The sequence below is a fragment of the Caulobacter sp. 602-1 genome, assembly GCF_003931565.1.
Taxonomy (GTDB): Bacteria; Pseudomonadota; Alphaproteobacteria; order Caulobacterales; family Caulobacteraceae; genus Caulobacter.
The window spans coordinates 567149-591765 of record NZ_RRYI01000004.1; the positions used below are offsets into that span (position 1 = coordinate 567149).

Sequence of the window (24617 nt, forward strand, 5' to 3'; positions counted from 1 at the left end):
AGCGGCTAGCTTCGCGCCCCGTCGGGGTGCGCGTTGGCGTAGCCGCTGAGAGAAGGACGGCCATGATGAGCCGAAGCATGTCGCGTGGACTGGCTGTGGCGTTAGCGCTGTGGGCCGGGGGCGGAGCCGCCCTCGCGCAGACCGGCGCCGCGCCGCGTCCGGGGGACATCTACGGCGTCTGGCGTAATCCCAAGGGCAGCGTCCATATCGAGATCAAGCCTTGCGAGGGCCGCACCTGCGGGGTTGTCGTCTGGGCCAATGACAACGCGCGCGCCGACGTGAAGAAGAAGAAAAACCAGGACCTGGTCGGCATGCAGCTGCTGCGTGACTTTTCCGCGTCGGATCCCAACGAGTGGAAGGGACGGGTCTATGTGCCTGACCTGGACATGACCTTTTCGGGCCAGGTCAAGCTGCTGGACCGCGCCTCGCTGAAGGCCAAGGGCTGTCTGCTGCCCAACTTCCTCTGCAAGTCGCAGACCTGGACGCGGGTGGACACCGCCAACGCCGGTATGGCCAAGGCGTCCTGATCCGGCTCAGGCGTGGCGACCCGAGCCGCCGGGTTTCTTGCCGCCGCCGTCCTGCTTGTTGACCGTGGCCCAGGCGCGGCGCTCGGCTTCCTTGTCCGAGACGCCCTTGGCCTCGTAGCCTTCGGCGATGTGATCGGCCTTGCGTTCCTGCTTGTCCGTGTACTTGCTCTTGTCGCCCTGGGGCATGGCGAAACTCCTCTGCTGAGGACCTAACCGGCCATGCTCGCTCGAGTTCCTGGGGCTAAGCTTCGAACGAGAGCAGCGCCAGCAGCGCCCCCTCGGTGTCCGACAGCCGCCAACCGCGATAGGTGAAAACCGCGCCCTTGCGGAAATCGGCGGCGGCCTGATCGCGCAGCCGGGGCAGGGCGGCGAGACCGCGTCCGGCCGGGAACAGGCGCTTGGCCAGCACGGCGGCAGTGACGTTCGGATGCAGTTCGCGCCAGGCCTTGCCGATCCGCTGCACGGCGGCGGCGTCGAGGCCGGCGACGACGTCGGGTGTGGCGGAGCGGGCCATGGCCGGTGTGGCGGCAAGCGCCACCAGGGCGGCCAGGAGGTCGCGGCGGCTGGTCATTGTGCAGTCTCGCTTTTCAGGTGGTCGGCCAGCCGCATGCACAGCGCCAGGATGGTCAGGGTCGGGTTGACGATGCCGGAGGTCGGGAAGACCGAGCTGCCGGCGACATAGAGGTTCCTGGCCTCATGCAGACGCAGATCGGCGTCGACCACGCCCTTGCTCGGATCAGTGTGCATCCGTGTCGTTCCCATGTGGTGGCGCGAGGCGCTGGAGGTCGCCAGCAACTTGTCGCGCGGGATCGACCAGCACAGTCGCCCCTGGCCAGAGGCGCCGAACGCGTCGGCCAGGCCCGCCACCGACCGCTCCAGGTCGGCATAGTCCTTCTCGCCATAGGTCCAGGTCAGGCGCACGCGCGGCATGCCCAAAGGATCCTTGTGCTCGGGGTCCAGGGTCACGCGGCTGTCGGGATTGGGAAAGTGCTCGGTCATGGCGAAGTAGCCCAGCAGTTGGGCCTCGTCCTGGCCGGCGATGCGGCCGCTGGTCCGACGGATCGCCTGCGTGTCGGCGCCGACCTTGGTGTCGGCCCCGGAGGGCGTGGCCTTGTAGAGCGTGGCGGTGAAATTGCCGGTCTTCATCCGCGCCTGGGCCTTCAGGCCCGAGCCGATCACGCAGTGGGGCGACAGCCGCTTGGTCGGCGCATAGAGCTCCAGCGGCGCCGTGCGCGTGACGGCGACGACCGAGCCTTCGGTCTCGGCGTCGCCGTCGTTCGAATAGGTGACGTGGCCCTGGAAGAACCGCCCGACCAGGTCGTGGCCGTTGCCCAGATCGTCGGAGGCCAGCAGCAGGCGGACATTCTCGATCCCGCCGGTCGCCAGGACGTAGCGCCTGGCCGTGGCGGTGTGGCGCGAACCTTTCAAGCAGGCGACGTCCAGGCCAGTGATTTCAGCGCCTTGTCGGCGGATCTTCACGACGTTGGCATGGAGATAGACAGTGATGTTCGGGGCGTCGGCGAACTTCGTGCGCCAGGCGTCGAAGGCCGCCTTGTCGCCACCGCCCGAGAGCTTCGAGAACACGCGCGGGGCCGGGAAGAAGCCGTCCGCCGGGTCCAGCGCCAGGGGCTGGCGGTCCGGTTCGGTCGGTTTGGGCATCTCCAGCGGGAACCGCGGGATCTCCAGCAGGTCGCAGGCCCGGTCGTAATAGGCGTGCATCTGCGCGCGGGTGACCGGCCAGCCGCTGTAGGGGATCCAGGACCGCTCGGCGAAGTCGGCGGGGTCCAGTGGTCCGCACTTGCCGCCCCAGACGTGGCCAGAGCCGCCCAGGGCCCGGACGCGTGACTGAGCCGGATAGGTGTCGAACGGTCGATCGGGATTGCCGGGGGCTTTCTGGACGCCGGAGCCGGCGTAGAGGGCCTGGTTCTCCATGTCGATCTCGAGGCCGCCGCTTTCGAGGATGGCGACCTTCAGCGGGCCGCCAGCCAGCTCCTTGGCCAGGGTGATGCCAGCCAGACCGCCGCCGATGATCACGAGATCGGCCTCGATCCGGCTGGCGTCAGGCAAAGTCCGGGCGTCGATGATCGCCATCGTTGAAAAACTCGCTGATTTTATTGGGGAAAGTGCGGGGCGGTCCCTTAGGACCGCGCGCCCCGGCTCTTCAGATAGTCGACGACGGCGCCGTGGCCGTTCCTGCGGGCCTGGCCGAGCGGCGATCGCATCTCGCCCGGATTGGCTTGGACCGCGCGGTTCACGTCGGCGCCGTGCTCGACCAGGTAGGCGACGATGGGCAGGCTTCCGGCCTGGGCGGCGTTGATCAGCGGAGTCTCGTCGCCGGGAACGAAGATCTCAACGTTCGCGCCGCGCTCGACCAGGGCCTGGACGATATCGAGGTGACCCGACAGCGAGGCCTGGATCAGCGGGGCGCCGTCGCCGCGCACGGCCAGGTTCGGATCCGCGCCGGCCGCCAGCAGGGCCTGGACGATGTCCATGCGGCCCCGGCGCGCGGCCTCGATCAGCGGTGAACCGTCGCCGGGCAGCACCGTGTTCGCGTCGGCCCCCAGGGCGATCAGTTCCCGCACGGCGCCGATGTCTCTGGCGCGGACGGCCTCGAACAGCGGCTGGCCCAGGTGGCGAGCGGCGGCGGACTTGGCGCGGGCGGGGGGCTGCTGGACGACCTGCGCGGGTTGGGCGGCCCAGGCGGCGACGCCGGCCGAGAGGCTCAGGATCGCGACGGCGGCCGCGCCGGCCAGGTGGCGGCCGCGATGGGCATGGTGACGGCTAAGCAAGGTGAAGCGCTCCTTCAGTTGGTTGTTGGCCGAGGCGGGCCAATGGCAGCCCAGCGGCGGGGCGAAGGCGGCCAACTGGGTCTTCAGCATGGCTTCGCCATAGGCGCGGCGGGTCTTGGGGTGACGCGCCAGCACGGCGGCGTCGCAGGCGATTTCCTGATCGATCCGCAGCACGGCCGCGCCCAGATGGATGAACGGGTTGAACCAGAACAGGCACCGCAGGCCGGTGACCACGGCGTTGATCTGCGCGTCGCCGACGGCCAGGTGGTTGCGCTCGTGGGCCAGGATCAAGGCCTGCTCCTCGGGCGTGAAGCGCTCGGCGAAGTCAGCGGGCAGCACCACGCACGGGGCCAGGGCTCCGATCACGGCAGGACCGACGCCGGGGCGCTCGGCGAGCAACAGGCTGGTGTCGTCGGTGACGCTGAGCCGGCCCAGCGACCGGACGAAGCGGCGCTGGCGTTCGGCCTGGACGATCAGGCTGGCCACGGCGACGAGACCCCAGAGGCCCAACACGATCTCGGTGATCGGCAGGGCGCGGACTTGGTTTGGGGCGGACGGCGAAGACGGCGCGGTCGTGGGCCGCGACGGCGCCTCCGCCCTGGCGGTCGCGACGGCCGTTCCGGCGACGACGGGTGCGGGCAGGACGACGGTGCGGGCCGGGATCAGCAGGGCCAGGATCGACAGCGGTATGACCAGCCAAAGCGCATAGGCGCTGCGGGCCCCGAACGCGGCGCGGACCGGCTTGCGCAGGGCCAGCGCCAGCAGCACGGCCGCCGCTAGGGCCAGGTTGGCCTTGGCCAGGAAGAGGATCAGGTCACTGGTCATCGTCGATCTTGTCCAGCAGGCGGCGCAGTTCCGCGATGTCCTCGGGGTTCAGTTTCTCGCGCTTGGAGAAGTGGCTGACGAGCGGCGCCAGGCGGCCGTCGAACAGGCGGTCCAGCAGGCCCTGGCTCTCGGAATCCACGTAGTCCTCGCGGCCGACCAGCGGACGGTAGAGGAAGCGGCGGCCGTCCTTGTCGGCGGCGATCGCGCCCTTCTTCAACAGGCGGTTCAGCAAGGTCTTCACCGTGCCTTCGGCCCAACCGTGGTCCTTGGCCAGGATGGCCAGGACGTCCTCGGCGGGCTTGGGGCTGTCGGCCCAGAGCACCTTCATGACTTCGCTCTCGGCGGCGCTGATGCGTTGCGGGTTCGTATCCATGTCCTAACGATTACGCACGTAAACGTTCCAGTCAAGCCAACGATTACGCGTGTAAACGAATTGTAATGCGATGGTTGGATGCAAAGCCGAAGCGGCCTAATCCTGGCGGCGAGACAGGAGGCGCCGGATGGCCGAGACATTGCAGATGGGCCTGCCGGGCTTCGACCCGCCGACGCCGACCGACCGGCTGATGTTTCTGCTGTATCCCGACCCGGCGACCGCCGAGCGGATCGCCGCCGAGGCGCGCCGGCTGAAGGAGGCGCTTGGCCTGCGCGGCCAGCCGCTGCTGACAGACCGCTTCCACATCACCCTGCATCACCTGGGCGACTATGTGGGCCTGCCCAATGACATCGTGGCGAAAGGCAAGGACGCCGGGGCGGCTCTGAAGGCCGCGCCCTTCGAGGTCGCGTTCGATCAGGCCGTCAGCTTCGCCAACCGGCCGGGCAATAATCCCTTCACGCTGCAGGGCGGCGAGGGCGTGCATGAGCTGATCGCGTTTCAGAAGGCGCTTGGCGAGGCGATGGCGTGGGTCAGGTTGAAGCCAGACAGCAGCTTCACGCCCCACATTACGCTGCTCTACGACGGCCAGGTGGTCCCGGCCCAGGCCATCGCCCCGATCCGCTGGACGGTCGATCGCTTCGTGCTGGTGCAGAGCAAGCTGGGCCAGACCCAGCACATCGTGCTCCAGGCCTGGGACCTGACCGGCTAGGATCAAGGGGATTCGCGCCAGGAGACCCGGCCATGACCCCGACGATGTACGGCATCAAGAACTGCGACACGGTCGCCAAGGCGCGCAAATGGCTGGAGGCGCGCGGCCAGGCCTATGACTTCCACGACTACAAGACGGCCGGTGTCGATCGCGCGACGCTGGAGGGTTGGGTCCAGGAGCACGGCTGGGAGACGATCCTCAATCGCGCCGGCACAACCTTCCGCAAGCTGGCCGAGGTCGATCGCCAGAACCTGGACGCCGACAAGGCCGTCGCCCTGATGCTGGCCCAGCCGTCGATGATCAAGCGGCCCATTCTGGACCTGGGTGACCGCCGCATCGTTGGCTTCAAGCCGGAGATCTATGAAGCCGCCATGGTCTGAGCCGCCCGATCACCGATGCTGTCTCTCGCGTCGTGAGCGAAGTTTAGGACGACAACTTCCCGGGGATCGGTCTATCACTGGACGGAAGGTTCCGCGTCGTCGCGGGCCATGAGGGGGTTTTGGACGCGTGGGGGACGCTGTCTCGCGGTACGAACTGGTCATCTTCGATTTCGACGGCACGCTGGCCGACAGCGCGGCCTGGATGATGCGGGCTGTCAATCCGATGGCGCGCCGGTACGGCTTCAAGACCGTCACCGACGAGGAGATCGAGATGCTGCGCGGCCGCAGCACCCGCGAGGTCATCCGCTATCTGGGCGTTTCGCCCTGGAAGCTGCCGCTCATCGCTCGGGCCGGCAAGAAGCTGATGGCCGCCGACGCCCATACGATCCCACTGTTTCCCGAGACGGCCCGCATGTTGCGCGCCCTGCACGCGGCCGGCGTGAAGATCGCGGTGGTCAGTTCCAACAGCGAGGCGGTGATCCGCCGCGTGCTGGGCGAGGAGCTGGGCGAGCTGATCAGTCTCTACGCCTGCGGGGCCTCGCTGTTCGGCAAGGCCCGCAAGTTCAAGCAGGTCACCCGCCGCGGCGTGGCGCGCGACAAGATCATCTGCATCGGCGACGAGACCCGCGACATCGAGGCCGCCCGGGCGGTGGGGCTGGATTGCGGCGCCGTCGGCTGGGGCTACGCCAAGCCCTCGATCCTGGCCGAGCACCGGCCCACGGTGTCGTTCGCCACGATGTCCGAAATTATTTCGTACGTCGGCGCATCCAGACCGGCGCTCGGCGGCGACTAACCTTCGAGGGCGCCTGCCGCGCCTCTTGGGGTTTTCGTCGCGGCGATCCTGATGGTCGGCGGCCCTTCGGTGTGGCGCAGCCTTGGACCGCCGATCCAGTAGCGTCCTGGCTTTTGTCGGCCTTACGAAAGTTTCATCCCGGCGGGCGCCTCCAAACGGGACCGTGAACGCCTCTTACTAGTGAAGGCGGCGCGGGGGCGTCGTCCAAACAACTCGTTGGAGGATTTAAAATGGGTCCTGAAATCATCGTTCCGATCGGCGCCTTCGCCATGATCGTCGCCATCGTCTGCCTGCCGTTCTACTTCAGAAGCCGCGAGCGTCGCGAGATGCAGCGCACCCTGCGCGTGGCCATCGAAAAGGGCCAGCCGGTCCCGCCCGAGGTGATCGAGGCCATGAGCCGCAGTGTGAAGACCCCGCCGACCCGCCTGCGCGACCTGCGCACCGGGGTGATCTGGCTGGCCGTCGGCATCGGCATCGCCGGCGCCACCTACTTCGGCGACTTCATCCACGGCGGAAACGACTTCGACGGCTTCGGCTTCGCATGCATCCCGGTCGTGATCGGCGTGGCCTTCATCGTCCTCAGCTTCTTCAATCCCAACAAGGAAGAGCGAGTCTAGGACGGCTCGCGAGCCTTGGGAGGGGCTTGATCCAATGGGCATGGAACGCCCACCAACTGGCCACGATGTCGAGCTCGCCGCGCAAGCGGCGGCGGGCGACCGACGGGCCTATGGGGAGCTGGTGCGCAGGCACGGCTCGGCCGTCCGGGGTCTCTTGAGACGCATGGGCGCCGACTCGGCCACCGCCGACGACCTGGCCCAGGACGCCTTCATGACCGGTTTCGAACAGGTGGCCGAGTTTCGCGGGGAAGGGACCTTCGGGGCCTGGATCAAGAAGATCGCCGCGCGGCTCTACCTGAAGAAGGTCAAGCGCGAGGCGCGGCTGATCTTCTCCGACACCGTCGAGCCGGTCGAGGATGTCATGGTGCGCGACGCGTCGAAGGACGCGGCCAGCCGCATCGACCTCGACGAGGCCCTGAAGTCGCTGTCACGCGGGGAGCGCCTTTGCGTTTCCCTGTGCTACGGCGCCGACTGGTCTCACGCCGAAGCGGCCGAGGCCTTGAATATCCCGATCGGCACGGTCAAATCCCATGTCAAACGTGGTTTGGATAAACTCCGGGCGAAGCTCGCCCGGCCAGAGGAAGGGGCGAGGAGGGAAGCGCATGGCTGAACCCGATTTCGAAGCCCAACTGAGCCGCATGTTCGCCGAGCCGCCGTCGTTTCCCGACGCGGCTCTGTTCAACGCCGAGGTCGCGGCCAAGCTGGACCGCGGCTGGGCGATGCGGCGCATGTTCATCGCCGTGGCGGGCGGCGCGGCGGGTCTGGTTGCGGCCTTCCAGCTGCTGTCGACGCGCTTTTCCAACGAGGTCGCGCAGCTGTCTAAGAATGGCAGCCACACGCTGGAGAACGAGATCAGCGCTAGCGTGGCCAAGTTCAACGCGGTGCTGACGACTCCGTCCAGCGCCGAAGCGGTCTGGCTGGCCGCGGGTCTGGCGGTGGTGGCGCTGGCGTTCTTCGTGACTCGCGCGGTCGAGGACTTCTGACGCCACGGGCTGAAGGTCCGTCGCGCCGCGCCGCCTTGACGGTGTTATCGCCGTTCATGTTGCGGCGCGGCGCGATCCGGCCCACAAACGGCGCCTCAAAAAACGCCGCTTAGGGAGCGCTCGCCGTGTCCGCCCATCGTGAAGAGACGGTCCGCCGTCTGGCCGCCCCCGACATCACCGCCCGCAAGGGCGGCGTGCCCATCGTCTGCCTGACGGCCTACACCGCCCCGGTCGCCGCCGCGCTCGACGATGCCTGCGACCTGCTGCTGGTGGGAGATTCGCTGGGCATGGTGGTCCACGGCCTGCCCAACACCGTCGGCGTGACCCTCGACATGATGATCCTGCACGGCCAAGCGGTCATGCGGGGCTCCAAGAAGGCCATGGTCGTGGTCGACATGCCGTTCGGCTCCTACGAGAACTCGCACGAAGAGGCCTATGCCAACGCCGTGCGGATCATGAAGGAAACCGGCGCCCAGGCCGTGAAGGTCGAGAGCGGCCTGACCGTGCCGGCGACCATCGCCTACCTGACCCAGCGCGGCGTGCCGGTCATGGGCCATGTCGGCCTGCGCCCCCAGGCCGTGCTGCTGGAAGGCGGCTTCAAGGCCAAGGGCAAGGACGAGGCCGGCCGCGCCAAGGTGCTGGAGGAGGCCCGTCTGACGGCGGAGGCCGGCGCCTTCGCGATCGTCGTCGAGGGCGTGGCCGAGAGCCTGGCCCGCGAGGTGACCGAAGCGGTATCTGTCCCCACCATCGGCATCGGCGCCTCGGCCGGCTGCGATGGCCAGGTGCTGGTCGTCGACGACATGCTGGGCCTGTTCGACTGGACCCCGAAGTTCGTCCGCCGCTACGCCGACCTCAAGGGCGAGATCGAGCGCGCCGCCGCCGAATTCGCCCGTGACGTGAGGGATCGCAGCTTCCCGGGCGACGCCGAGACCTATTACGCCAAGAAGTCCTAGGCGCTTTCGCGGCGAGCCTGGAGCGACGATCGAGATCGCCGTTCCAGCGGGCGTTGCGGCCCGGCGCGGCACGCTATAGGTTCGCCGCCTCGGTGAGCGGCCCTCCGCCCGCCACAATCTGTCTTCAACCCAGCGGCGTCGCCCCAGTGCGGGCGGCGTGCCTGGGTTAGCGCCTGTTTCGGAGCCTCGTTTCGTGGTCGATGTTTTTGACGAAGTCGAAGAACAGCTTCGCTCGGAGCGCTATCGTACGCTGGCGGTGAAATCGCTGCCGTTGGTGGCGGCGGCGGTGGCGGCCGTGGTGATCGGCGTCGGCGGCTACTGGGGCTGGACCTCGTACCAGACGACCCAGGCCAACAAGGCCTCGGAAGGCTATCAGGCCGCGCTGGAAACCGCCCAGAAGCAGGGGCCGGCGGCCGCCTTCAGCCAGTTCAAGACCGTCGCCGATGGCGGCGCGGCGGGGTATAAGGCCCTGGCCCTGCTGCAGATGGGCGACATCCGCCTGGAAGAAAACAAGACCAAGGAGGCGGTCGGCTATTTCGACGAGGCCGCCAAGGCCGCGCCGAACGCCTTGCTGGGCGATCTGGCCCGCCTCAAATCCGCCTTCGCCCTGATGGACACGGCTCCCTACAAGGATCTTGAGTCGAGGTTGACGCCGTTGGCGGGGGAAAAGAGTCCGTACCGCGTGTACGCCAAGGAAGCCCTGGCCTTCGCCAAGCTGCAGGCCGGCGACCTCAAGGGCGCGCGGGGAGATTTCGTGATCCTGGCCAATTCGCTGGACACCAGCACCTCCGAAGAGGTGCGTCAGCGCGCTCAGGCGGCCATGCAGCTGATCGACTCGGGCACCGCCAAGGACCTGGCCGCCGCCGTGAAGGCCGCCGCCGCCCTGCCGCCGACGCCGCCGATCAGCCAACTGCCCGCGGGTCTCGCTCCGCAAGCCGCCCCTAACGCCCAATGAGCCGCCTGATGATCTCCAAGCGTTCCGTCGCCCTGGTCGCGCTGATGTCGGCGTCCATGGCCGTCACCGGCTGCTCGACGGTTTCGAAACTCAATCCGTTCCACGGCAAGGACAAGAACAAGTCCACGGCCAGCCAGGGACAGCGCATCTCGATCATCGCCTTTGACCAGAAGGTCGAGGCCAACGAGGCGCTGAAGGGCGCCGACTTCTTCCTGCCCGAGCCGGTCGTCCAGACCGAATGGCGACTGCCGGGCGGCAACGCCGAACAGTCGATCGAGCACGTCAACGCCGGCAAGGACTTCCAGATCGCCTGGAAGCGGGGCTTCGGAAAGAAGAGCGGCAAGACCTTCCACGTCACCGCGCCGCCGGTCTCGGCCGAGGGCCGCATCTTCGTGATGGACGGCGAGGCCGACGTCGTGGCGATCGACGCCAAGTCGGGCTCGCAGATCTGGCGCAGGGACATGCGTCCGGCCGCCGGTTCGATCAAGAAGGCCGGCTTCATGGGGCTGCTGCCCAAGAAGAACGACCGCACGGGCTTCGGAGGCGGCCTGGCCATCGGCGCCGACAACAAGCTCTATGTCGCGTCGGGCTTCCGCTTCGTGGCCCAGATCGACGCCGCTTCGGGCGCCGTGAACTGGACGCAACAGTCCGCGACCCCGATCCACGCCGCGCCGACCGTCGCCGACGGCCGCCTGTTCGTGGTCTCGACCGACAACGAACTGCTGACCTTCGACGCCGCGACCGGCGCGCCGGGCTGGACCTACCAGGCGCTCAGCGAACCGGCCCGCATCCTGGCCGCCTCCACCCCCGCCGTCAGCGGCGACACCGTTGTGGCCGGCTTCGCCTCGGGCGAACTGGTGGCCCTGCGCGCGACCAACGGCAACGACCTGTGGAGCGAGGCCCTCAGCCGCGCCAGCCGCACCAACGCGCTGTCGGAAATCCGCGACATTCCGGGCCGCCCGGTGATCTACAAGGGCGACGTCTTCGCCGTCAGCCACTCGGGCGTTTTCGCCGCCACCGACCTGCGCTCGGGCCAGGCCCGCTGGAGCCTGCCGGTCACCGCCATCACCACCCCGTGGGCCGCCGGCGACGTGGTCTATGTCGTCGACAAGGCCGGCCAGGTGATCTGCGTTTCGCGGGAGAACGGCTCAGTCTACTGGATCCAGGACCTCAACAACACCGAGGCCCTGTCCAAGAAGCAGAAGAAGAAGCGCGCCAAGCACCCGATCCTGTGGTCGACGCCGATCCTGGCCAATGGCCGCCTGATCACGGTGTCCAGCGCCGGCGAGGCGGTCGCCCTGAACGCCAAGACCGGCGCCAAGGAAAAGACGCTCAAGGTCGGCGCCTCGGTGCTGATCAATCCGATCGCGGTCGGCGACATGATCTACCTCGTCACGGACGACGCGGAACTGATCGCCATCCGCTGACTTTCGGCTCCAGCCGGAGCCGAAAAGACAATCAAAGCGCCTTCGGGCCCGGGGCGGTGAAAGCCGTCCCGGGCCGTTGCTTTTGCGAGAAGGCGCAAAATCGACTACTGGACGCCTATGCCTTTGAAACTCGCCATCGTCGGCCGCCCCAATGTGGGCAAGTCCACGCTGTTCAACCGTCTGGCCGGCAAGAAGCTGGCCATCGTCGACGACCAGCCGGGGGTGACCCGCGACCGTCGCTACGCCGACGGCCGCCTGGGCGACCTCGACCTGCAACTGATCGACACCGCCGGCTTCGAGGACGTCGCCGACGAGAGCCTGGAAGCCCGCATGCGCGCCCAGACCGAACTGGCGATCGAGGAAGCCGACCTCTCGCTGTTCATCTACGACGCCCGCGAAGGCGTTACGCCGCTGGACGAGGTGTTCGCCGCCCTGCTGCGCCGTCGCGGCAAGCCGGTGATCATCGCCGCCAACAAGGCCGAGGGCAAAGCCGGCCAGTCGGGCATCGGCGAGGCCTACAAGCTGGGCCTGGGCGAGCCGATCCCGATCTCGGGCGAGCACGGCGAGGGCATGGCCGAGCTGTACGCCGCCATGCTGGAAGCCGTTCCCGAGGACCAGTATTCCGACGACGAGGATGACGAGGACAAGCCGATCCGGCTGGCCATCGTCGGCCGTCCGAACGCCGGCAAGTCCACCCTGATCAACCGCCTGATCGGCGAGCAGCGGCTGCTGACCGGACCCGAGGCCGGCATCACCCGCGACTCGATCTCGGTCGACTGGATCTGGGGCGACAAGAAGGTCCGCCTGGTCGACACCGCCGGCCTGCGCAAGAAGGCCAAGGTCCAGGAGAAGCTGGAGAAGCTCTCCACCCAGGACACCATCCGCGCCATCACCTTCGCCGAGGTCGTGGTGCTGGTGATGGACGCCACCCACCCCTTTGAGATCCAGGACCTGCAGATCGCCGACCTGACCGAGCGGGAAGGGCGGGCCCTGGTGTTCGTGCTGGCCAAGTGGGACCTGGTCGAGGACCAGGCCGCGACCCTGGCCGCCTTCCGCGAGCACGCCGAGCGCATGCTGCCCCAGGTGCGCGGCGCGCCGGTGGTGGCGCTGTCGGGCGAGACCGGCAGCGGGGTCAACAAGCTGATGCCGGCCGTGCTGAAGATCCACAAGGACTGGTCGACCAAGGTCAAGACGCGCGACCTGAACGACTGGCTGCAGATGGCCATGCAGCGCCACCCGCCGCCCGCCGTCAGCGGCCGCCGTGTGAAGCCCAAGTACATGGCCCAGACCAAGGCCCGTCCGCCGACCTTCGTGCTGTTCTCCAGCCGCGCCGACCAGATGCCCGACCACTATCGGCGCTATCTGATCAATTCCTTGCGTGAGAGCTTCGACCTGCCGGGGGTGCCGCTGCGCATCACCATCAAGTCGGGCGCCAACCCCTATGCCGACGGCGAGGCCAAGGGCCACAGCGGCCGGGGCAAGCGCGAGTTCGAACGCCGCGAGCGCGAGGAGGAACGCATCCGCGCCTCCCGCAACACGGTCAAGAAGTCCAAGCGCCTGGCCGACGAAGCCGCCGCCAAGGCCGCGATCGAGGCGGGCCTGCCCGACCCCCGCGAGGCCAAGCCGGTCAAGAAGAAGCCGCCCGCCGCCGCCAAGGCCTCGCCGTCCGTCGAGAGCGCCGCGGCCGCCGAACCGGGCAAGGCCGCGGTCAAGTCGGTCAAGAAGCTGGGCCCCAAGGTCCAGAAGAAGGTCTCGACCGCGCCCAGCTACAAGGTCGGCGCCAAGTCGGCCGGCGGCAAGGCGGCGGGACCCAAGCGTCCGGTGTCCGGCGCGCGCACCGTGCGGGGCAACACCGGGCCCGGCAAGCCGAAGGGGCGCTGAGCCTAAACTTCGCCATACGCGTTCAGCCTTGGGGGCTGAACGTGGAAGGACGGCGATGCGAGGCTTGGGACTGGCTTTGATCGTGATGGCGCTGCCTGTGGCGGCGTCGGCGGCCGACTACAAGCCCGTGGTCTGCACCAGCGCGGTGAGCTATGCCGGCCCGCCGCTGCATCCGGCCGTCGCGCCGCCGCTGCTAGCCGAGGTCCCCAAGGCTGAGCTCGATCCGGAAACAGTCGCGCGGTTGGAGGCGGCGTTCGTCCAGGCCAAGGCCGCGACCAAGGCGCCGGCCATGACCACCGCCGTGCTGATCCCCGGCAGGGGCGGCTGGAGTCGCACCGACAGCGGTGAGCAGCCGCCGATGCTGTTCTGGGCCAGCGCGGGCAAGAGCCTGGTCGCCATCGTCGTCCTGCAGCTGGCCGAGGCCGGCAAGCTCAAGCTGGAAGATCCGATCTCGAAGTACGTGGCCGGCGCGCCCAACGGCGACGTGGTGACTCTCCGCGACCTGCTGGCCCACACCGGCGGCCTGTTCAGCGCCAACGAGGATCTCAAGGCCCGCGCCGAGCACCGCGCCCACACTCTGGACGAGGATGTGAAGATCATCGCCCGCCATGGCGCCATGTCGTGTCCCGGCGAGCGCTGGCGCTATTCCAACACCGGCTACGCCCTGCTGGGCAAGGTGATCGAGACGGTCGATGGTCAGACGTGGCAGGCCGCCGTCGAGGCGCGGATCGTCAAGCCGCTGGGCCTGAAGTCGCTGCGGATGTTGGCCTACGGCGACAGGGCCGAGGACGTCGCCAAGCTGGTTTCGGCCAAGGAAACCCCGATCGAGCCCGCCTGGGCCGGCGCAGCGGGCGGCGCCGTGGGCTCGGCCGAGGACATGGCCCGGGTGTGGGCGGCGCTGCTGGGCGGCAAGCTGCTGAAGCAGGAGACGCTGACGGCGATGTTCGGCCAGCTCTATCCGATGTTCGACGCCGGCAGCTTCTACGGCCTGGGCGCGATGGTCATCGAGGTTCCAGAGGCCGACGGCTCGAAAAGTCTGTGGCTGGGCCATCTGGGTGGCGCGCCGGGCGCGAGCGCCGTCGTGGCGTATTCGGTCAGGGACAAGGCGGTCGTGGCCGCCGCCGTGACCGGAGACGGCTCGGCGACGGCCACGGCGAACCTGCTGCTAAAGCAGCTTCGCCGTTAGAAGGCTTCCCGTGCGCCCTGCGGGGCTCGGGCCCTAGGCGTCGATGCTGGGCGCTTCCTGGCCGCGATCCTTGAAGCGGGCCACGCCCTTGGGCGGCTGGCGGTCCGGGCGCACCAGGTCGATGACGAACGGGACGATGGTCTCGGGCGCCGGAACGGTCTGGGGATCCTCGCCCGGGAACGCGCCGGAGCGCATCCGGGTGCGCATGGCGCCGGGATCGACGCACAGGGCGCGGACGGCGGTGTTCTCCATCTCGTCGGCATAGACGTCGACGATGGCCTCCAGGGCCGCCTTGGTGGCCGCGTAAGCGCCCCAGAAGGCCGGCCGGGTCTTGGCGACGCTGCTGGAGAAGAACAGGGCCCGGCCGGCGTCCGAGGCGCGCAGCAGCGGGTCCATGGCGCGGATCAGGCGCCAGTTGGCCGTCAGGTTGGTGGACAGGATCATGTCCCAGCCCTTGGGCTCCAGGTGGCTCACCGGCGTAAGCGGACCCAGCAGGCCGGCCGCGCCGACCAGGATGTCGAGCTTGCCCCAGCGCTGGTGGATGGCCGCGCCGAGATGGTCCAGGCCGTCGGGCTCGCGCAGGTCCAGCGGGACCAGGGTGGCGCGCTCGCCGGTGGCCTCCAGGATGGCGTCGTCCAGGGCCTCGAGGGCGCCTTGTGTGCGGCCCACCGCGATCACGTGGGCGCCGGCCTGGGCTAGGCCCAGGGCGACCGCCCCGCCGATGCCGCGCGTGGCGCCGGTGACGAGGGCGATGCGGCCGGCCAGCGGCTTTTGGGAGTCGGAAGTCATGGGCGGGTTCTAGAACAGGGAAGGGCGGACGGAAACCGGGGCAAGCCCTTAAGCTTCCATCTCCTGTTCGGCCGCCTTGCGCGCGTAGTGCTGGGCGATGACCGAGCAGGCCATCAGCTGGATCTGGTGGAAGATCATCAGGGGCAGGACGATGATCCCCGCGGTCGGGCCGGGGAACAGGATGCCCGCCATCGGCACGCCGGTGGCCAGGCTCTTCTTGGAGCCACAGAAGGTGATGGCCTTCTCGTCCTCGGGCGAGAAGCCCAGCGCCCGCGCCCCGAAGGTGGTGGCGGCCAGCACGACGGCCAGCAGCGCGCCGCACACGGCCAGCAGGGTCGCCAGCTGCAGCGGCGAGATCTTGTGCCAGATGCCGCCGACCACGGCCTCGCTGAAGGCGGCGTAGACGACCAGCAGGATCGAGCCGCGATCGACATAGCCGATCAGCGACTTGTGGCGCCCGATCCATTCGGCGACCAGCGGTCGGGCCAACTGGCCGGCGATGAACGGCAGCAGCAGCTGGACGACGATGTCCCGCACCGACTTCCAGCCGTCCGCCGCCCCGCCCTGGGTGTGCATCAGCAAGCCGACCAGAACCGGGGTGATGAAGATGCCGAACAGGTTGGAGGCGCTGGCCGCCACGACGGCGGCGGCGATATTGCCGCGTGCGATCGAGGTGAAGGCGATCGACGACTGCACGGTGGAGGGCAGGCAGCAGAGGAACAGGACGCCCGCCGCCAGGGTCGGCGGCAGCAAGCCAAGCTTGCTGGTCAGCAGGCCCAGGATCGGGAACATCACGAAGGTGAAGGCCAGGATCAGCAGGTGCAGACGCCAGTGCGTCAGACCCGCCACCACGTTGTCGCGCGACAGCTTGGCGCCGTGCAGGAAGAACAGCAGGGCGATGGCCAGCTTGACGACGATGTTCAGCCCATGCGCCGTCTCGCCGCGCACCGGCAGGATCGAGGCCAGCACGACCATGCCGAACAGGGCGAGGACATACGGCTCGAGCTTCAGCTTCTCGAGAACGCTCTTCAGGCTCATCGGGTCGGACGGGCTTAGGCGCTGACCAGCAGCGACAGCTGCTTGTCGTTGGTCTCGTTGCGGCCCTCGGCGATCTCGCGGTCCGTCAGGCGGGTCGGATAGTCGCCGGTGAAGTAGTGGTCGGTGAATTGCGGGGCGGCCGGATCGCGCGGACCGGCTTCCAGGGCGTCGTAGAGGCCCTCGACGGACAGGAAGCCCAGCGAGTCGACTTCCAGGAACTTGGCCATCTCTTCCAGCGACTTGTTGGCCGCCAGCAGCTGTTCGCGTTCCGGCATGTCGATGCCATAGAAATCGGGCCACTTGATCGGCGGGCTGGCGGAGCGGAGGTGGACCTCCTTCGCGCCGGCCTCGCGGACCATGCGGACGATCTTCAGCGAGGTGGTGCCGCGCACGATCGAGTCGTCGATCAGCACCACGCGCTTGCCGGCCAGGATGGCGCGGTTGGGGCTGTGCTTCATGCGGACGCCCAGCTCGCGGACGCCCTGGGTCGGCTGGATGAAGGTGCGGCCCACATAGTGGTTGCGGATGATGCCCATCTCGAACGGGATGCCGCTTTCCTGGGCGTAGCCCAGCGCTGCCGGCACGCCCGAGTCGGGCACCGGGACCACGACGTCGGCCTCGACGCCGGTTTCCTTCGCGAGGTTGCGGCCCATGCGCTTGCGCACGCCATAGACCGAGCGGCCGTTCACGACGCTGTCGGGGCGGGCGAAATAGACATATTCGAACACGCAGGGGCGCGCGGCCTGGGTCTGGAAGGGCTTGGTCGAGGTGATACCGGTCTCCTCGATCACCACCATCTCGCCGTGCTCGATGTCGCGGACGAAGCGGGCGCCGATCATGTCCAGCGCGCAGGTTTCCGAGGCCAGGACCGGCTTGCCGTCCAGGTCGCCCAGCACCAGCGGGCGGATGCCCAGCGGGTCGCGCAGGCCGATCATCTTCTTGTTGGTGATGGCCACCAGGGCGTAGCCGCCCTCGATCTGGCCGACAGCGTCGATGAAGCGGTCGACGATCTTGGCCTTCCGCGAGCGGGCGATCAGATGGAGGATCACTTCCGAGTCGGACGTCGACTGGAAGATCGCGCCTTCCTGCACCAGGCGCTCGCGCAGGGTCAGGAAGTTGGTCAGGTTGCCGTTGTGGGCGATGGCCACGCCGCCGGTCTCGAGATCGGCGAACATCGGCTGGACGTTGCGGATGCCGCTGCCGCCGGCGGTTGAATAGCGGGTGTGGCCGATGGCCAGGGCGCCCGGCAGGCGCTGGACGAGGTCGGCCCCGGTGAAGGCGTCGCCGACATGGCCCATATGGCGTTCGGTATGGAAGCGGTTGCCGTCGAAGGCGGCGATGCCGCAGGCCTCCTGGCCGCGGTGCTGCAGGGCGTGCAGGCCCAGCGCCGCGATGGCCGCCGCGTCACGGACGCCGAACACGCCGAACACGCCGCACTCCAGGCGCGGGGTGTCATCCTCGGGATCCCGCCACGGCGACGAGGAATAGCGGTCGGTCGATTGGCCCAGGAAGGTCATCGCGATTTCTCCACCAGGTCGTCGAGCTTCCGACGCTGGTCATCATCATAGCCTTTATCCGACGAGTTCTCGCCGGACGTATTGTCGCCGCCCTCATGGACGGCTTCCTTGATCGCGGGGGCCAGCTTGCCGGCCAGGGCCTTGCCCTTCGGGGCGAAGACCTTGAGCACCGCGCCGCTGGCCTGGGACAAGGGATAGAATATCGAATCCTGAACCCAATGCGGCATGCGGTCCGGCGGCGTCGCCAGGTGCAGCAGCAGGTTGAAGACGCCAAGGATAACCACGGCCCGGATCACCCCGAAGGTCGCGCCGACCGCGCGGTCCAGGGTTCCGGCCGAGGTCTCGTGCAGGCTGGCGGTCAGCTGGCCGCCGATCAGCCGGATGATCAGGAAGAAAACGACGAACACCACCACGATCGCGGCGGCCGTGGCGGCCCAGTCCGGGTCCATGAGGCTGCGGAAGATCGGCCCGGAAACGCGCAGGCCAAACAGCGAGATGGCGGCGGCGATGATGAACGACAGGGCCGAGGTCAGCTCGCGCGAGGCGCCGCGCACCCAGCCGGTGACGCCGGAGACCAGCAGCAGCAGCCCGGCGATGATGTCGAACGGCGTCACGTCAGGCTGCTCCAGATCTCGTCGCCGATCCGGCGGACGGCGTCCGCGACGCGGGCGACGCCCGCGACCGGCAAGGCTCCGCCGCCTTCGGGGAGGCCGGAGAGCGGTCCGAGCGCCCGGCCAAATCCCAGTTTCGCGGCTTCCTTCAAACGCGTCTCCATCCGGCTGACGGGCCGTACTTCACCCGACAGGCTGAGCTCGCCGAACACGACGCAGTCCTGGGGCAGGGCGACGTCCAGGGCGGAGGAGGCCAGGGCGGCCGCCGCGGCGAGATCCGCCGCCGGCTCCGTGATCCGGATGCCGCCAGCGACGTTCAGATAGACGTCCTTGTCGCCAAAACCAAGGCCGCATCGGGATTCCAGGATCGCCAAAACCATGGCGAGGCGTCCGGAGTCCCATCCGACCACGGCGCGGCGGGGCGTCCCGTACGCGGAAGGCGCGACCAGGGCCTGGAACTCCACCAGAACGGGCCGCGAGCCCTCGATGCCGGCGAACACCGCCGCGCCGGCCGAACGTTCGCCGCCCTCGTTGAGGAACAGGGCCGAGGGGTTCTTGACCTCGCGCAGACCGACATCGCCCATCTCGAAGACACCGATCTCGTCGGTGGCCCCAAAACGGTTCTTGGCCCCACGCAGGATGCGGAACGGATAGCCACGCTCGCCTTCGAAGGCCAGGACCGCGTCGACAAGGTGCTCGACCACGCGCGGGCCGGCGATCTGGCCGTCCTTGGTCACATGGCCGACCAGCAGGATCGCCACGCCCTTCTTCTTGGCCAGGCGCACCAGCTCGGTGGCGCAGGCGCGGACCTGGGTGACCGTGCCGGGCCCAGCCTCGTGGGCGTCGCTCCACATCGTCTGGATCGAGTCGATGACCACCAGGTCGAAATTGTCGCGCTTCAGACCGTCCAGGATGTCGCGCAGCGAGGTTTCGGCCGCCAGGCTGACATTGGCCTGGGCCAGGCCCATCCGGTCGGCGCGGCCGCGGATCTGCTCGACGGCTTCTTCGCCCGAGATGTAGGCGCAGGAGACGCCGCGTAGCGCGGCGCTGGCGCAGACCTGCAGCAGCAGGGTCGACTTGCCGACGCCCGGGTCGCCGCCGATCAGGATGGCCGAGCCGGGCACCACGCCGCCGCCGCAGACCCGGTCGAACTCGTCGACGCCCGTCATGATGCGCGGAGGCGGGGCGGTATCGCTTTGCAGGCCCGTGAACTGCAGGCCACGCACGCGGGTGGCCTTGGTCGACGACAGGGCGCCGGGCGGCTTGGCGCCGATTTCCTCGACCAGGGTGTTCCAGCTCTGGCAGGCTGGGCATTGTCCGGACCACTTGGTCTGGACCGCGCCGCAGGACTGGCAGGCGTAGACGGCGCCGTCGCGGGCCATGAGGTCTCCTGATTCTCGGATAGCGGGAGACTACAGGTTGACGAGGCTCTGCGCCAAAGCCGGACGCAGCCAAGCTGTGGGCCGATGCGTTTGAACGGGGGCGACTGTCGAGGAGCGAGACGATGCGGAACAAGACCTGGCGCGCGGCGATCCTGGCGACGGCCGCCCTGGCGGCCTTGGCGGCTTGTGGTCGCGCCCAGCCCAAGGACCCTGACGCCTCCACGCGCGTCGAGGTCAATGGCGGCGAGGTCACCGTCGGCCAACTGCAAAAGGACTCCGCCCGCGCCGAGACGGCGGCGGTGAAGGGAACCAAGCCCCTGGCGCCGGCCAGCCTGCCGGCCTTGCTGCCGGCCACGGTCGGCGGCTTCGCGCGCACCGATGTCCGGAGCCAGGCCGGGACCGAGCCGGGCATGACCAAGGTCAGCGCCCGCTACGTCAAGGATGGCGCGGCTTTCACGCTGGAGGTCGTGGACCTGGGCGCGATCGGTTCGGTCGGGGCCAGCGACAGCGCGGTCGGCGCGCACAGCACCCGGCGGACGGCCACAGGCTACGAGACCGTCACCACGGCCGGTGGTCGCACCGTCACCGAGCAGTGGGACGACACCGCCAAGTCCGGCCGCTACGCCGTGGTCGCCGCCGACCGCTACAGCATCGCGGCCGACGGCGCCGCCGACAGCGCGGCCGTGCTGAAGGCGGCCGTCGAGACGGTCAACGCCGCGCGGCTGCGGGCCCTGGCCGTCCCGTAGCGCGCGACGCCTACTGGCTGATGATCACCTTCTCGACGCCCAGGCCGATGCTGCGCGGGTCTTCCGGGGTCGAGGGCATCGGGGCGCCGATCGCATACTCCAGCGTCAGCGGCTCGCCAGGCTTGATCAGGTCCGCGGGGACGCTGACCCGGTAGGGACGCCAGTTGGCCTTTTCGACGTTCCAGGTGACCAGCTTGCGGCCCTTCACCGACACCTCGATCTTCTGCATCACCTCGGGCGGCTTGTTGAAGCTCATGGCGTGCAGTTCGACGATCAGCGGCGCGCCGGCCGTGATGTCGGGGACATTGATCGCCATCACCGAATGCGGGCCATTGGACCAGATCCCCTTGGGATCGGCGGCCGACCAGCCCGAGATCAGCTCCGGCGGACTGACACCCTGGTCGAAATTGACCTGCGCCAGCACGCGGCTGCCGTTCGGAACATAGGGCGCGATCTCGGTCAGGCCCGGAACCTTGTCCAGCCCCTGGCCGCAGATCAGACCGCGCAGGAAGCGGCGGCAGTCGGTGCGCTGGGTGAAGCGGCCGTATTCGGCGCCGGCGCTTTCCTCCATGACCACGGTGATGCGCGGATCGCTCGGCGCGGCGACCTTGAACAGGTCTTCCGGCGTCTGGCACGCGATGCCCTGGTCGCGGGCCGTCGAGGCGCTGTTCGACGTACCGCCGGTGCGCACCGCCGCAAGTGTCAGCTGCGAGATCTCCATCTGATCGATGACGTTGTTGGCGCAGAAATAGGTCGGCGCGAACACCCAGGGCCGATTGTGCAGCACCGTCGACTTCTCGAGGTCGACCGGGTGGTAAGACGGCGCGCCCTCGCTGAAGGTGTGGCGCACGCCGGCCCTCATCTCGTGGCTGTCGCCCCATTGCAGGCCGACGGCGATCGCGGCGATCGCCAGCAGGGTGACGGGGCGGGCGTAGCGGCCGATCTGCGCGATCGACACGGCGGTCAGCAGATAGCCGGCGGCCCAGAACAGGCGGCCGTGGGCGCGGAACAGGCTCAGCCACTCGAACACGCCCGACAGCTTCGGACCGGTGAACAGCAGGCGCTGGGCGAGGTACGGGTTGGGCCCGATGGCCCAGAGGGTCAGCACGACCATGGCCAGGGTCAGCGGCAGCCAGCGGCGGCTCCAGTCGCGAACCGGCGTCGGCAGCCAGCCGTGTCGCACCGACAGGAAGATTCCGGCGGCGATGGTGAAGAGGACGCCCGCGCCCAGATAGTTGTAGCCCTCGAACCACTGTCCGCCATTGGGGTCCAGGGTCTGCTTGAACCAGCCGCCCTCGAAGGTCTGCCCGAACAGAGCCGAGCCCTGGGGCAGGATCGGGCCCAGGATGTTCATCGAGTAGTAGCCGATGATCGGGCTCTTGCCGCCGCCGGCGCCCTGGCCGACGCCATAGCCCAGCACGAGGGCGGTGAGGGCCATGCCCAGCAGCACCATCGCCGACGCCTTGGCGCAGTTCAGCCAGGCCTTTGGACGCTTCTGGGCGATCTCCGAGGCCATGGCGGCGGCGAAGCAGAAGCCGATCGGCGGCAGGTGATAGGCGTGCACGCCCATGGCCAGCGCCGCCAGGCCGGCGAAGACGCCGGCGCGACGCAAGGTCAGGCCGTGGCGGATGCTGTCGACCGCCGCGGCTAGGGCGAAGATCACCACCCAGTGTCCGCTCAGGGCCACGTGGCCATGGCGCATCAGGAAGGCGGGCGTCAGCAGGGCCAGCAGGGCGCCGGCGGCCAGCAGCACGACCTGGCGCACGCCCAGCGCTCGTAGCAGGGTGATCATCGCCACCGGCTGCAGGATGTAGGAGATCAGGAAGAACAGGCCCAGGCCGTTCAGCCAACGCCACAGGCCCGTCGCCTTCAGGGCCACCGTCATCCAGGGGATGCTGTCCGTATAGACGGTCGACAGCAGGGCCGGGGACAGCAGGCGGTCGGTGACGACCAGCGGGAAGCGCCAGGCCTGGCGAAACACCGCCTCCTGCCCGGCCAGCATGGTGGCCATGTCGTTGTGCGGCGCGCGCCAGAAGTCGGCGTGGGCGCCGACCAGCTTGAAGCCGATCAGGTGGTGGAACAGGCCGATGGCGGCGACCACGACGGCCAGGGCGACCCAGCGCCAGCCGGCCTCCTGGCGCGCGGCTGTCTGCAAGGCGCGCTTGGCTTCTTCGTACAGCTCCGACATCACGCGCCCCCGGGCGAAACTCTATTGCAGGCTGAGCCTTACCCGCCCCGCAGCCCCACATAGCGGCGCGTCGCGCGGAGCGTCAATCGCGTCAGGCGTTCGTAGGCCGATGTGCCGGCGGCCTCGGCCGCGTCGTCGACAGGCAGGTTCGGACCGAACAGTTCGACCATGGCGCCGGGCCGGGCGGCGTCGCAGTCGGTGATGTCGATGGCGATCAGATCCATGGAGACGCGGCCCAGCATCGGCCGGCGCGCACCGTCGAACCACACCGCGCCGCGCGGGTAGGCGGCGCGTGGAATCCCGTCCGCATAGCCGGCGGCGACGATGGCGACACGGGTTGTCTGGCTGGCCGTCCAGCCGGCGCCGTAGCCGATGCTCTCGCCGCGCGGCACGACGCGGACCTGCAGGATCGGCGCCTCGACCGTCGCGACGGCGCGGATCTCCGGATGCGGACGCCCCTCCGGCCCGCCGCCGTAGAGGCTGATGCCCGGCCGCGCCTGATCGAAGCCATAGGCCGCGCCCAGGAACAGGCCCGCCGAGGCGGCCAGGCTGCGCCGGGCGTTCGGCAGCAGGGCGACGGCCTCCTGGAAGCGTTGCAGCTGGATGGCGTTCAGCGGATGGGTCGGTTCGTCGGCGCAGGCCAGGTGGCTGACGACGAGGTCGATCTCGACGCGCTTGAGGCGGTCGACGGCGCCGACCAGCACCTTCAGCTCTTCCGGGCGCAGGCCCAGGCGGTTCATGCCGGTGTCAACGTGCAGGGCGGCCTTCAGCCGACCCGCGCGGGCCTGGGCGTTCCAGGCCTCGACCTGGGGCAGGCTGTTGAGCACGGGCGTCAGCTTCGCGCCCTCCAGCGTGTCGCCGGAGCCTGGCGTGACGCCGTCCAGCACGTGGATGGTCGCCTCGCGGCCGCCCAGCGCCTGGCGCAGGGCCACGCCCTCGGACAGGCGGGCGACATAGAAGCTCCGCGCGCCTTCGGCCCACAGGCGGTCGGCGACCTGGGCCGCGCCCAGGCCATAGGCGTCGGCCTTGACCGCTGGCGCCACCTCGGCCCCGCCGGCGCGCGCGCGCAAGGCCGCGTGGTTGGCGGCCAGGGCGTCGAGGTCGATGGTGATGCGTGTGTCGGTGAGGTCGGTCACGAGGCCGACGTACCGGACGCGGGCGGGCGGTTCAACGCCTTAACCGTGATGAGTGGCCAGGAACCGCGCCACCAGGTTCTCCGCGCCCGAGGCGATGATCTGCACGCCGATGCACAGCAGCAGGAACGCCACCAGCCGCGACAGCACCCGCGCGCCGCCGGGGCCCAGCAGCCGCATGACCCGGCCCGAAGCGCTGTAGAGCAGCCAGACCAGGATCGCCACCAGGGCCGCGGCCAGGCTGGCGCCGATGAAGAAGGGCGCCACGCCGCTGCCCTCGGTCGGACGCTGGGACGACAGGGCGATAGCCACCGAGATCGAGCCGGGGCCGGTGGTGAACGGCATGGTCAGCGGGAAGAACGCCACGTCTTCGTGGCTTTGGGCCGGCTCGGTCTGGCTGGTCTTGCGGTCCTCGTGCTCCTGCGGGTCCATCAGCAGGCCCCAGGCGCGGATCGCCACGACGAGGCCGCCGGCCACCCGCAGCGCGCCCAGGCTGACGCCGAAGAAGTTGAGGATATAGCCGCCCAGCAGCAGCGACCCCAGCAGCACCAGGAAGGCGTACAAGCCGATCAGTCGCGCCAGTCGCAGCCGCTCGGACCGATCCCGGCCCGCCATCGCCTGGTCGAAGATCAGCGAGGCCCCGACCGGATTGACGATCGAGAACAGCGCCGGAAACGCCAGCAGGAAGGCGCCGACCAGGCTGGACGTGGGCAGGGGGCTGAAGTCCATGTGACTCGTCGGAACAGGGGAAGGCGAGGTGGGGACGGTGGCTTAGAGGGGCGGGTCTAGTCAAACGCCCCAGGTGCTGAACGCGC

At 69.0% G+C, this 24617-nt stretch carries 26 protein-coding genes; 13 read left to right on the plus strand and 13 right to left on the minus strand.

The features are described 5' to 3' along the window. Positions 1 to 77: 77 nt before the first annotated feature. Complete coding sequence (locus EIK80_RS15115) at positions 78 to 527, plus strand: DUF2147 domain-containing protein (protein ID WP_233586662.1); 450 nt, start codon at positions 78 to 80, stop codon at positions 525 to 527. Positions 528 to 533: 6 nt separating this feature from the next. Here the strand turns inward: EIK80_RS15115 and EIK80_RS15120 are convergent, their stop codons facing one another. The 5 genes from EIK80_RS15120 to EIK80_RS15140 are packed head-to-tail and all read right to left on the minus strand — an operon-like array spanning position 534 to position 4514. Further along, complete coding sequence (locus EIK80_RS15120; protein WP_125157822.1) at positions 534 to 713, minus strand: hypothetical protein; 180 nt, start codon at positions 711 to 713, stop codon at positions 534 to 536. Positions 714 to 768: 55 nt separating this feature from the next. Next, positions 769 to 1098 (minus strand): hypothetical protein, encoded by a 330-nt coding sequence (locus tag EIK80_RS15125; protein ID WP_125157823.1) that lies wholly within the window; start codon positions 1096 to 1098, stop codon positions 769 to 771. After that, entirely contained in the window at positions 1095 to 2618 is a 1524-nt protein-coding gene (locus tag EIK80_RS15130; RefSeq protein WP_125157824.1) for an FAD-dependent oxidoreductase, read from the minus strand. Before EIK80_RS15130 ends, EIK80_RS15125 begins: the two co-directional genes overlap by 4 nt. A gap of 47 nt (positions 2619 to 2665) precedes the next feature. Beyond that, a complete protein-coding gene (locus EIK80_RS15135) occupies positions 2666 to 4141 on the minus strand; it encodes a M56 family metallopeptidase (RefSeq protein ID WP_125157825.1) in 1476 nt (491 codons plus the stop codon). Further along, positions 4131 to 4514 (minus strand): BlaI/MecI/CopY family transcriptional regulator, encoded by a 384-nt coding sequence (locus EIK80_RS15140; RefSeq protein WP_125157826.1) that lies wholly within the window; start codon positions 4512 to 4514, stop codon positions 4131 to 4133. The genes EIK80_RS15135 and EIK80_RS15140 overlap by 11 nt, the downstream gene beginning before the upstream one ends. A gap of 127 nt (positions 4515 to 4641) precedes the next feature. On the opposite strand from EIK80_RS15140, the gene EIK80_RS15145 reads away from it, so the two are divergent. The 11 genes from EIK80_RS15145 to EIK80_RS15195 all read left to right on the plus strand — a co-directional run bounded on the left by EIK80_RS15145 (position 4642) and on the right by EIK80_RS15195 (position 14398). Next, positions 4642 to 5223, plus strand: a complete 582-nt coding sequence (locus tag EIK80_RS15145) for a 2'-5' RNA ligase family protein (RefSeq protein ID WP_125157827.1) — start codon at positions 4642 to 4644, stop codon at positions 5221 to 5223. 32 nt (positions 5224 to 5255) lie between these two features. Further along, on the plus strand, positions 5256 to 5603 hold the full coding sequence (locus EIK80_RS15150; protein WP_125157828.1) for an ArsC family reductase: 348 nt from the start codon (positions 5256 to 5258) through the stop codon (positions 5601 to 5603). A 127-nt stretch (positions 5604 to 5730) separates the two neighbouring features. Then, entirely contained in the window at positions 5731 to 6396 is a 666-nt protein-coding gene (locus EIK80_RS15155; protein WP_125157829.1) for an HAD family hydrolase, read from the plus strand. Positions 6397 to 6626: 230 nt separating this feature from the next. Further along, complete coding sequence (locus EIK80_RS15160) at positions 6627 to 7013, plus strand: DUF6249 domain-containing protein (protein ID WP_125157830.1); 387 nt, start codon at positions 6627 to 6629, stop codon at positions 7011 to 7013. 34 nt (positions 7014 to 7047) lie between these two features. Next, the gene (locus tag EIK80_RS15165; protein WP_125157831.1) at positions 7048 to 7623 is read left to right on the plus strand and encodes an RNA polymerase sigma factor; all 576 of its coding nucleotides are present in this window, start codon (positions 7048 to 7050) and stop codon (positions 7621 to 7623) included. Next, the gene (locus tag EIK80_RS15170) at positions 7616 to 7996 is read left to right on the plus strand and encodes a hypothetical protein (protein WP_199743488.1); all 381 of its coding nucleotides are present in this window, start codon (positions 7616 to 7618) and stop codon (positions 7994 to 7996) included. Before EIK80_RS15165 ends, EIK80_RS15170 begins: the two co-directional genes overlap by 8 nt. Positions 7997 to 8121: 125 nt before the next feature. Continuing rightward, on the plus strand, positions 8122 to 8949 hold the full coding sequence (gene panB, locus EIK80_RS15175) for a 3-methyl-2-oxobutanoate hydroxymethyltransferase (protein WP_125157833.1): 828 nt from the start codon (positions 8122 to 8124) through the stop codon (positions 8947 to 8949). A 193-nt stretch (positions 8950 to 9142) separates the two neighbouring features. Next, entirely contained in the window at positions 9143 to 9904 is a 762-nt protein-coding gene (locus EIK80_RS15180) for a tetratricopeptide repeat protein (protein ID WP_125157834.1), read from the plus strand. Next, the gene (locus EIK80_RS15185) at positions 9901 to 11331 is read left to right on the plus strand and encodes a PQQ-like beta-propeller repeat protein (RefSeq protein ID WP_125157835.1); all 1431 of its coding nucleotides are present in this window, start codon (positions 9901 to 9903) and stop codon (positions 11329 to 11331) included. Before EIK80_RS15180 ends, EIK80_RS15185 begins: the two co-directional genes overlap by 4 nt. Before the next feature lie 117 nt (positions 11332 to 11448). Beyond that, on the plus strand, positions 11449 to 13212 hold the full coding sequence (gene der, locus EIK80_RS15190; RefSeq protein ID WP_125157836.1) for a ribosome biogenesis GTPase Der: 1764 nt from the start codon (positions 11449 to 11451) through the stop codon (positions 13210 to 13212). 85 nt (positions 13213 to 13297) lie between these two features. Beyond that, a complete protein-coding gene (locus tag EIK80_RS15195; RefSeq protein ID WP_233586679.1) occupies positions 13298 to 14398 on the plus strand; it encodes a serine hydrolase in 1101 nt (366 codons plus the stop codon). Between the two features lie 33 nt (positions 14399 to 14431). On the opposite strand, the gene EIK80_RS15200 is transcribed toward EIK80_RS15195, so the two are convergent. From EIK80_RS15200 to radA, 5 genes are read right to left on the minus strand one after another with little or no spacing between them, the layout of a single operon-like run. Continuing rightward, positions 14432 to 15187, minus strand: a complete 756-nt coding sequence (locus EIK80_RS15200) for an SDR family NAD(P)-dependent oxidoreductase (RefSeq protein ID WP_125157838.1) — start codon at positions 15185 to 15187, stop codon at positions 14432 to 14434. Positions 15188 to 15235: 48 nt separating this feature from the next. Next, positions 15236 to 16225 carry a bile acid:sodium symporter family protein gene (locus tag EIK80_RS15205; protein WP_125157839.1) on the minus strand — a complete coding sequence of 330 codons (990 nt, stop codon included), beginning with the start codon at positions 16223 to 16225 and terminating at the stop codon, positions 15236 to 15238. 14 nt (positions 16226 to 16239) lie between these two features. After that, positions 16240 to 17742 (minus strand): amidophosphoribosyltransferase, encoded by a 1503-nt coding sequence (gene purF / locus EIK80_RS15210; protein WP_125157840.1) that lies wholly within the window; start codon positions 17740 to 17742, stop codon positions 16240 to 16242. Further along, on the minus strand, positions 17739 to 18356 hold the full coding sequence (locus EIK80_RS15215; RefSeq protein ID WP_125157841.1) for a CvpA family protein: 618 nt from the start codon (positions 18354 to 18356) through the stop codon (positions 17739 to 17741). The genes purF and EIK80_RS15215 overlap by 4 nt, the downstream gene beginning before the upstream one ends. Further along, positions 18353 to 19735: a DNA repair protein RadA gene (gene radA / locus EIK80_RS15220; RefSeq protein WP_125157842.1), complete on the minus strand. Its 1383-nt coding sequence runs from the start codon at positions 19733 to 19735 to the stop codon at positions 18353 to 18355. Before radA ends, EIK80_RS15215 begins: the two co-directional genes overlap by 4 nt. A gap of 122 nt (positions 19736 to 19857) precedes the next feature. Between radA and EIK80_RS15225 the strand changes: the two genes are divergently transcribed. Further along, positions 19858 to 20481: a hypothetical protein gene (locus tag EIK80_RS15225; protein WP_125157843.1), complete on the plus strand. Its 624-nt coding sequence runs from the start codon at positions 19858 to 19860 to the stop codon at positions 20479 to 20481. Positions 20482 to 20491: 10 nt separating this feature from the next. Here the strand turns inward: EIK80_RS15225 and EIK80_RS15230 are convergent, their stop codons facing one another. Genes EIK80_RS15230 through EIK80_RS15240 form a run of 3 tightly spaced genes read right to left on the minus strand, consistent with a single transcriptional unit; the run spans position 20492 to position 24531 of the window. After that, positions 20492 to 22669, minus strand: a complete 2178-nt coding sequence (locus EIK80_RS15230; protein WP_125157844.1) for a hypothetical protein — start codon at positions 22667 to 22669, stop codon at positions 20492 to 20494. 38 nt (positions 22670 to 22707) lie between these two features. After that, on the minus strand, positions 22708 to 23805 hold the full coding sequence (gene alr / locus EIK80_RS15235; RefSeq protein ID WP_125157845.1) for an alanine racemase: 1098 nt from the start codon (positions 23803 to 23805) through the stop codon (positions 22708 to 22710). Positions 23806 to 23844: 39 nt separating this feature from the next. Next, a complete protein-coding gene (locus tag EIK80_RS15240) occupies positions 23845 to 24531 on the minus strand; it encodes a MarC family protein (protein WP_125157846.1) in 687 nt (228 codons plus the stop codon). Positions 24532 to 24617 lie beyond the last annotated feature (86 nt).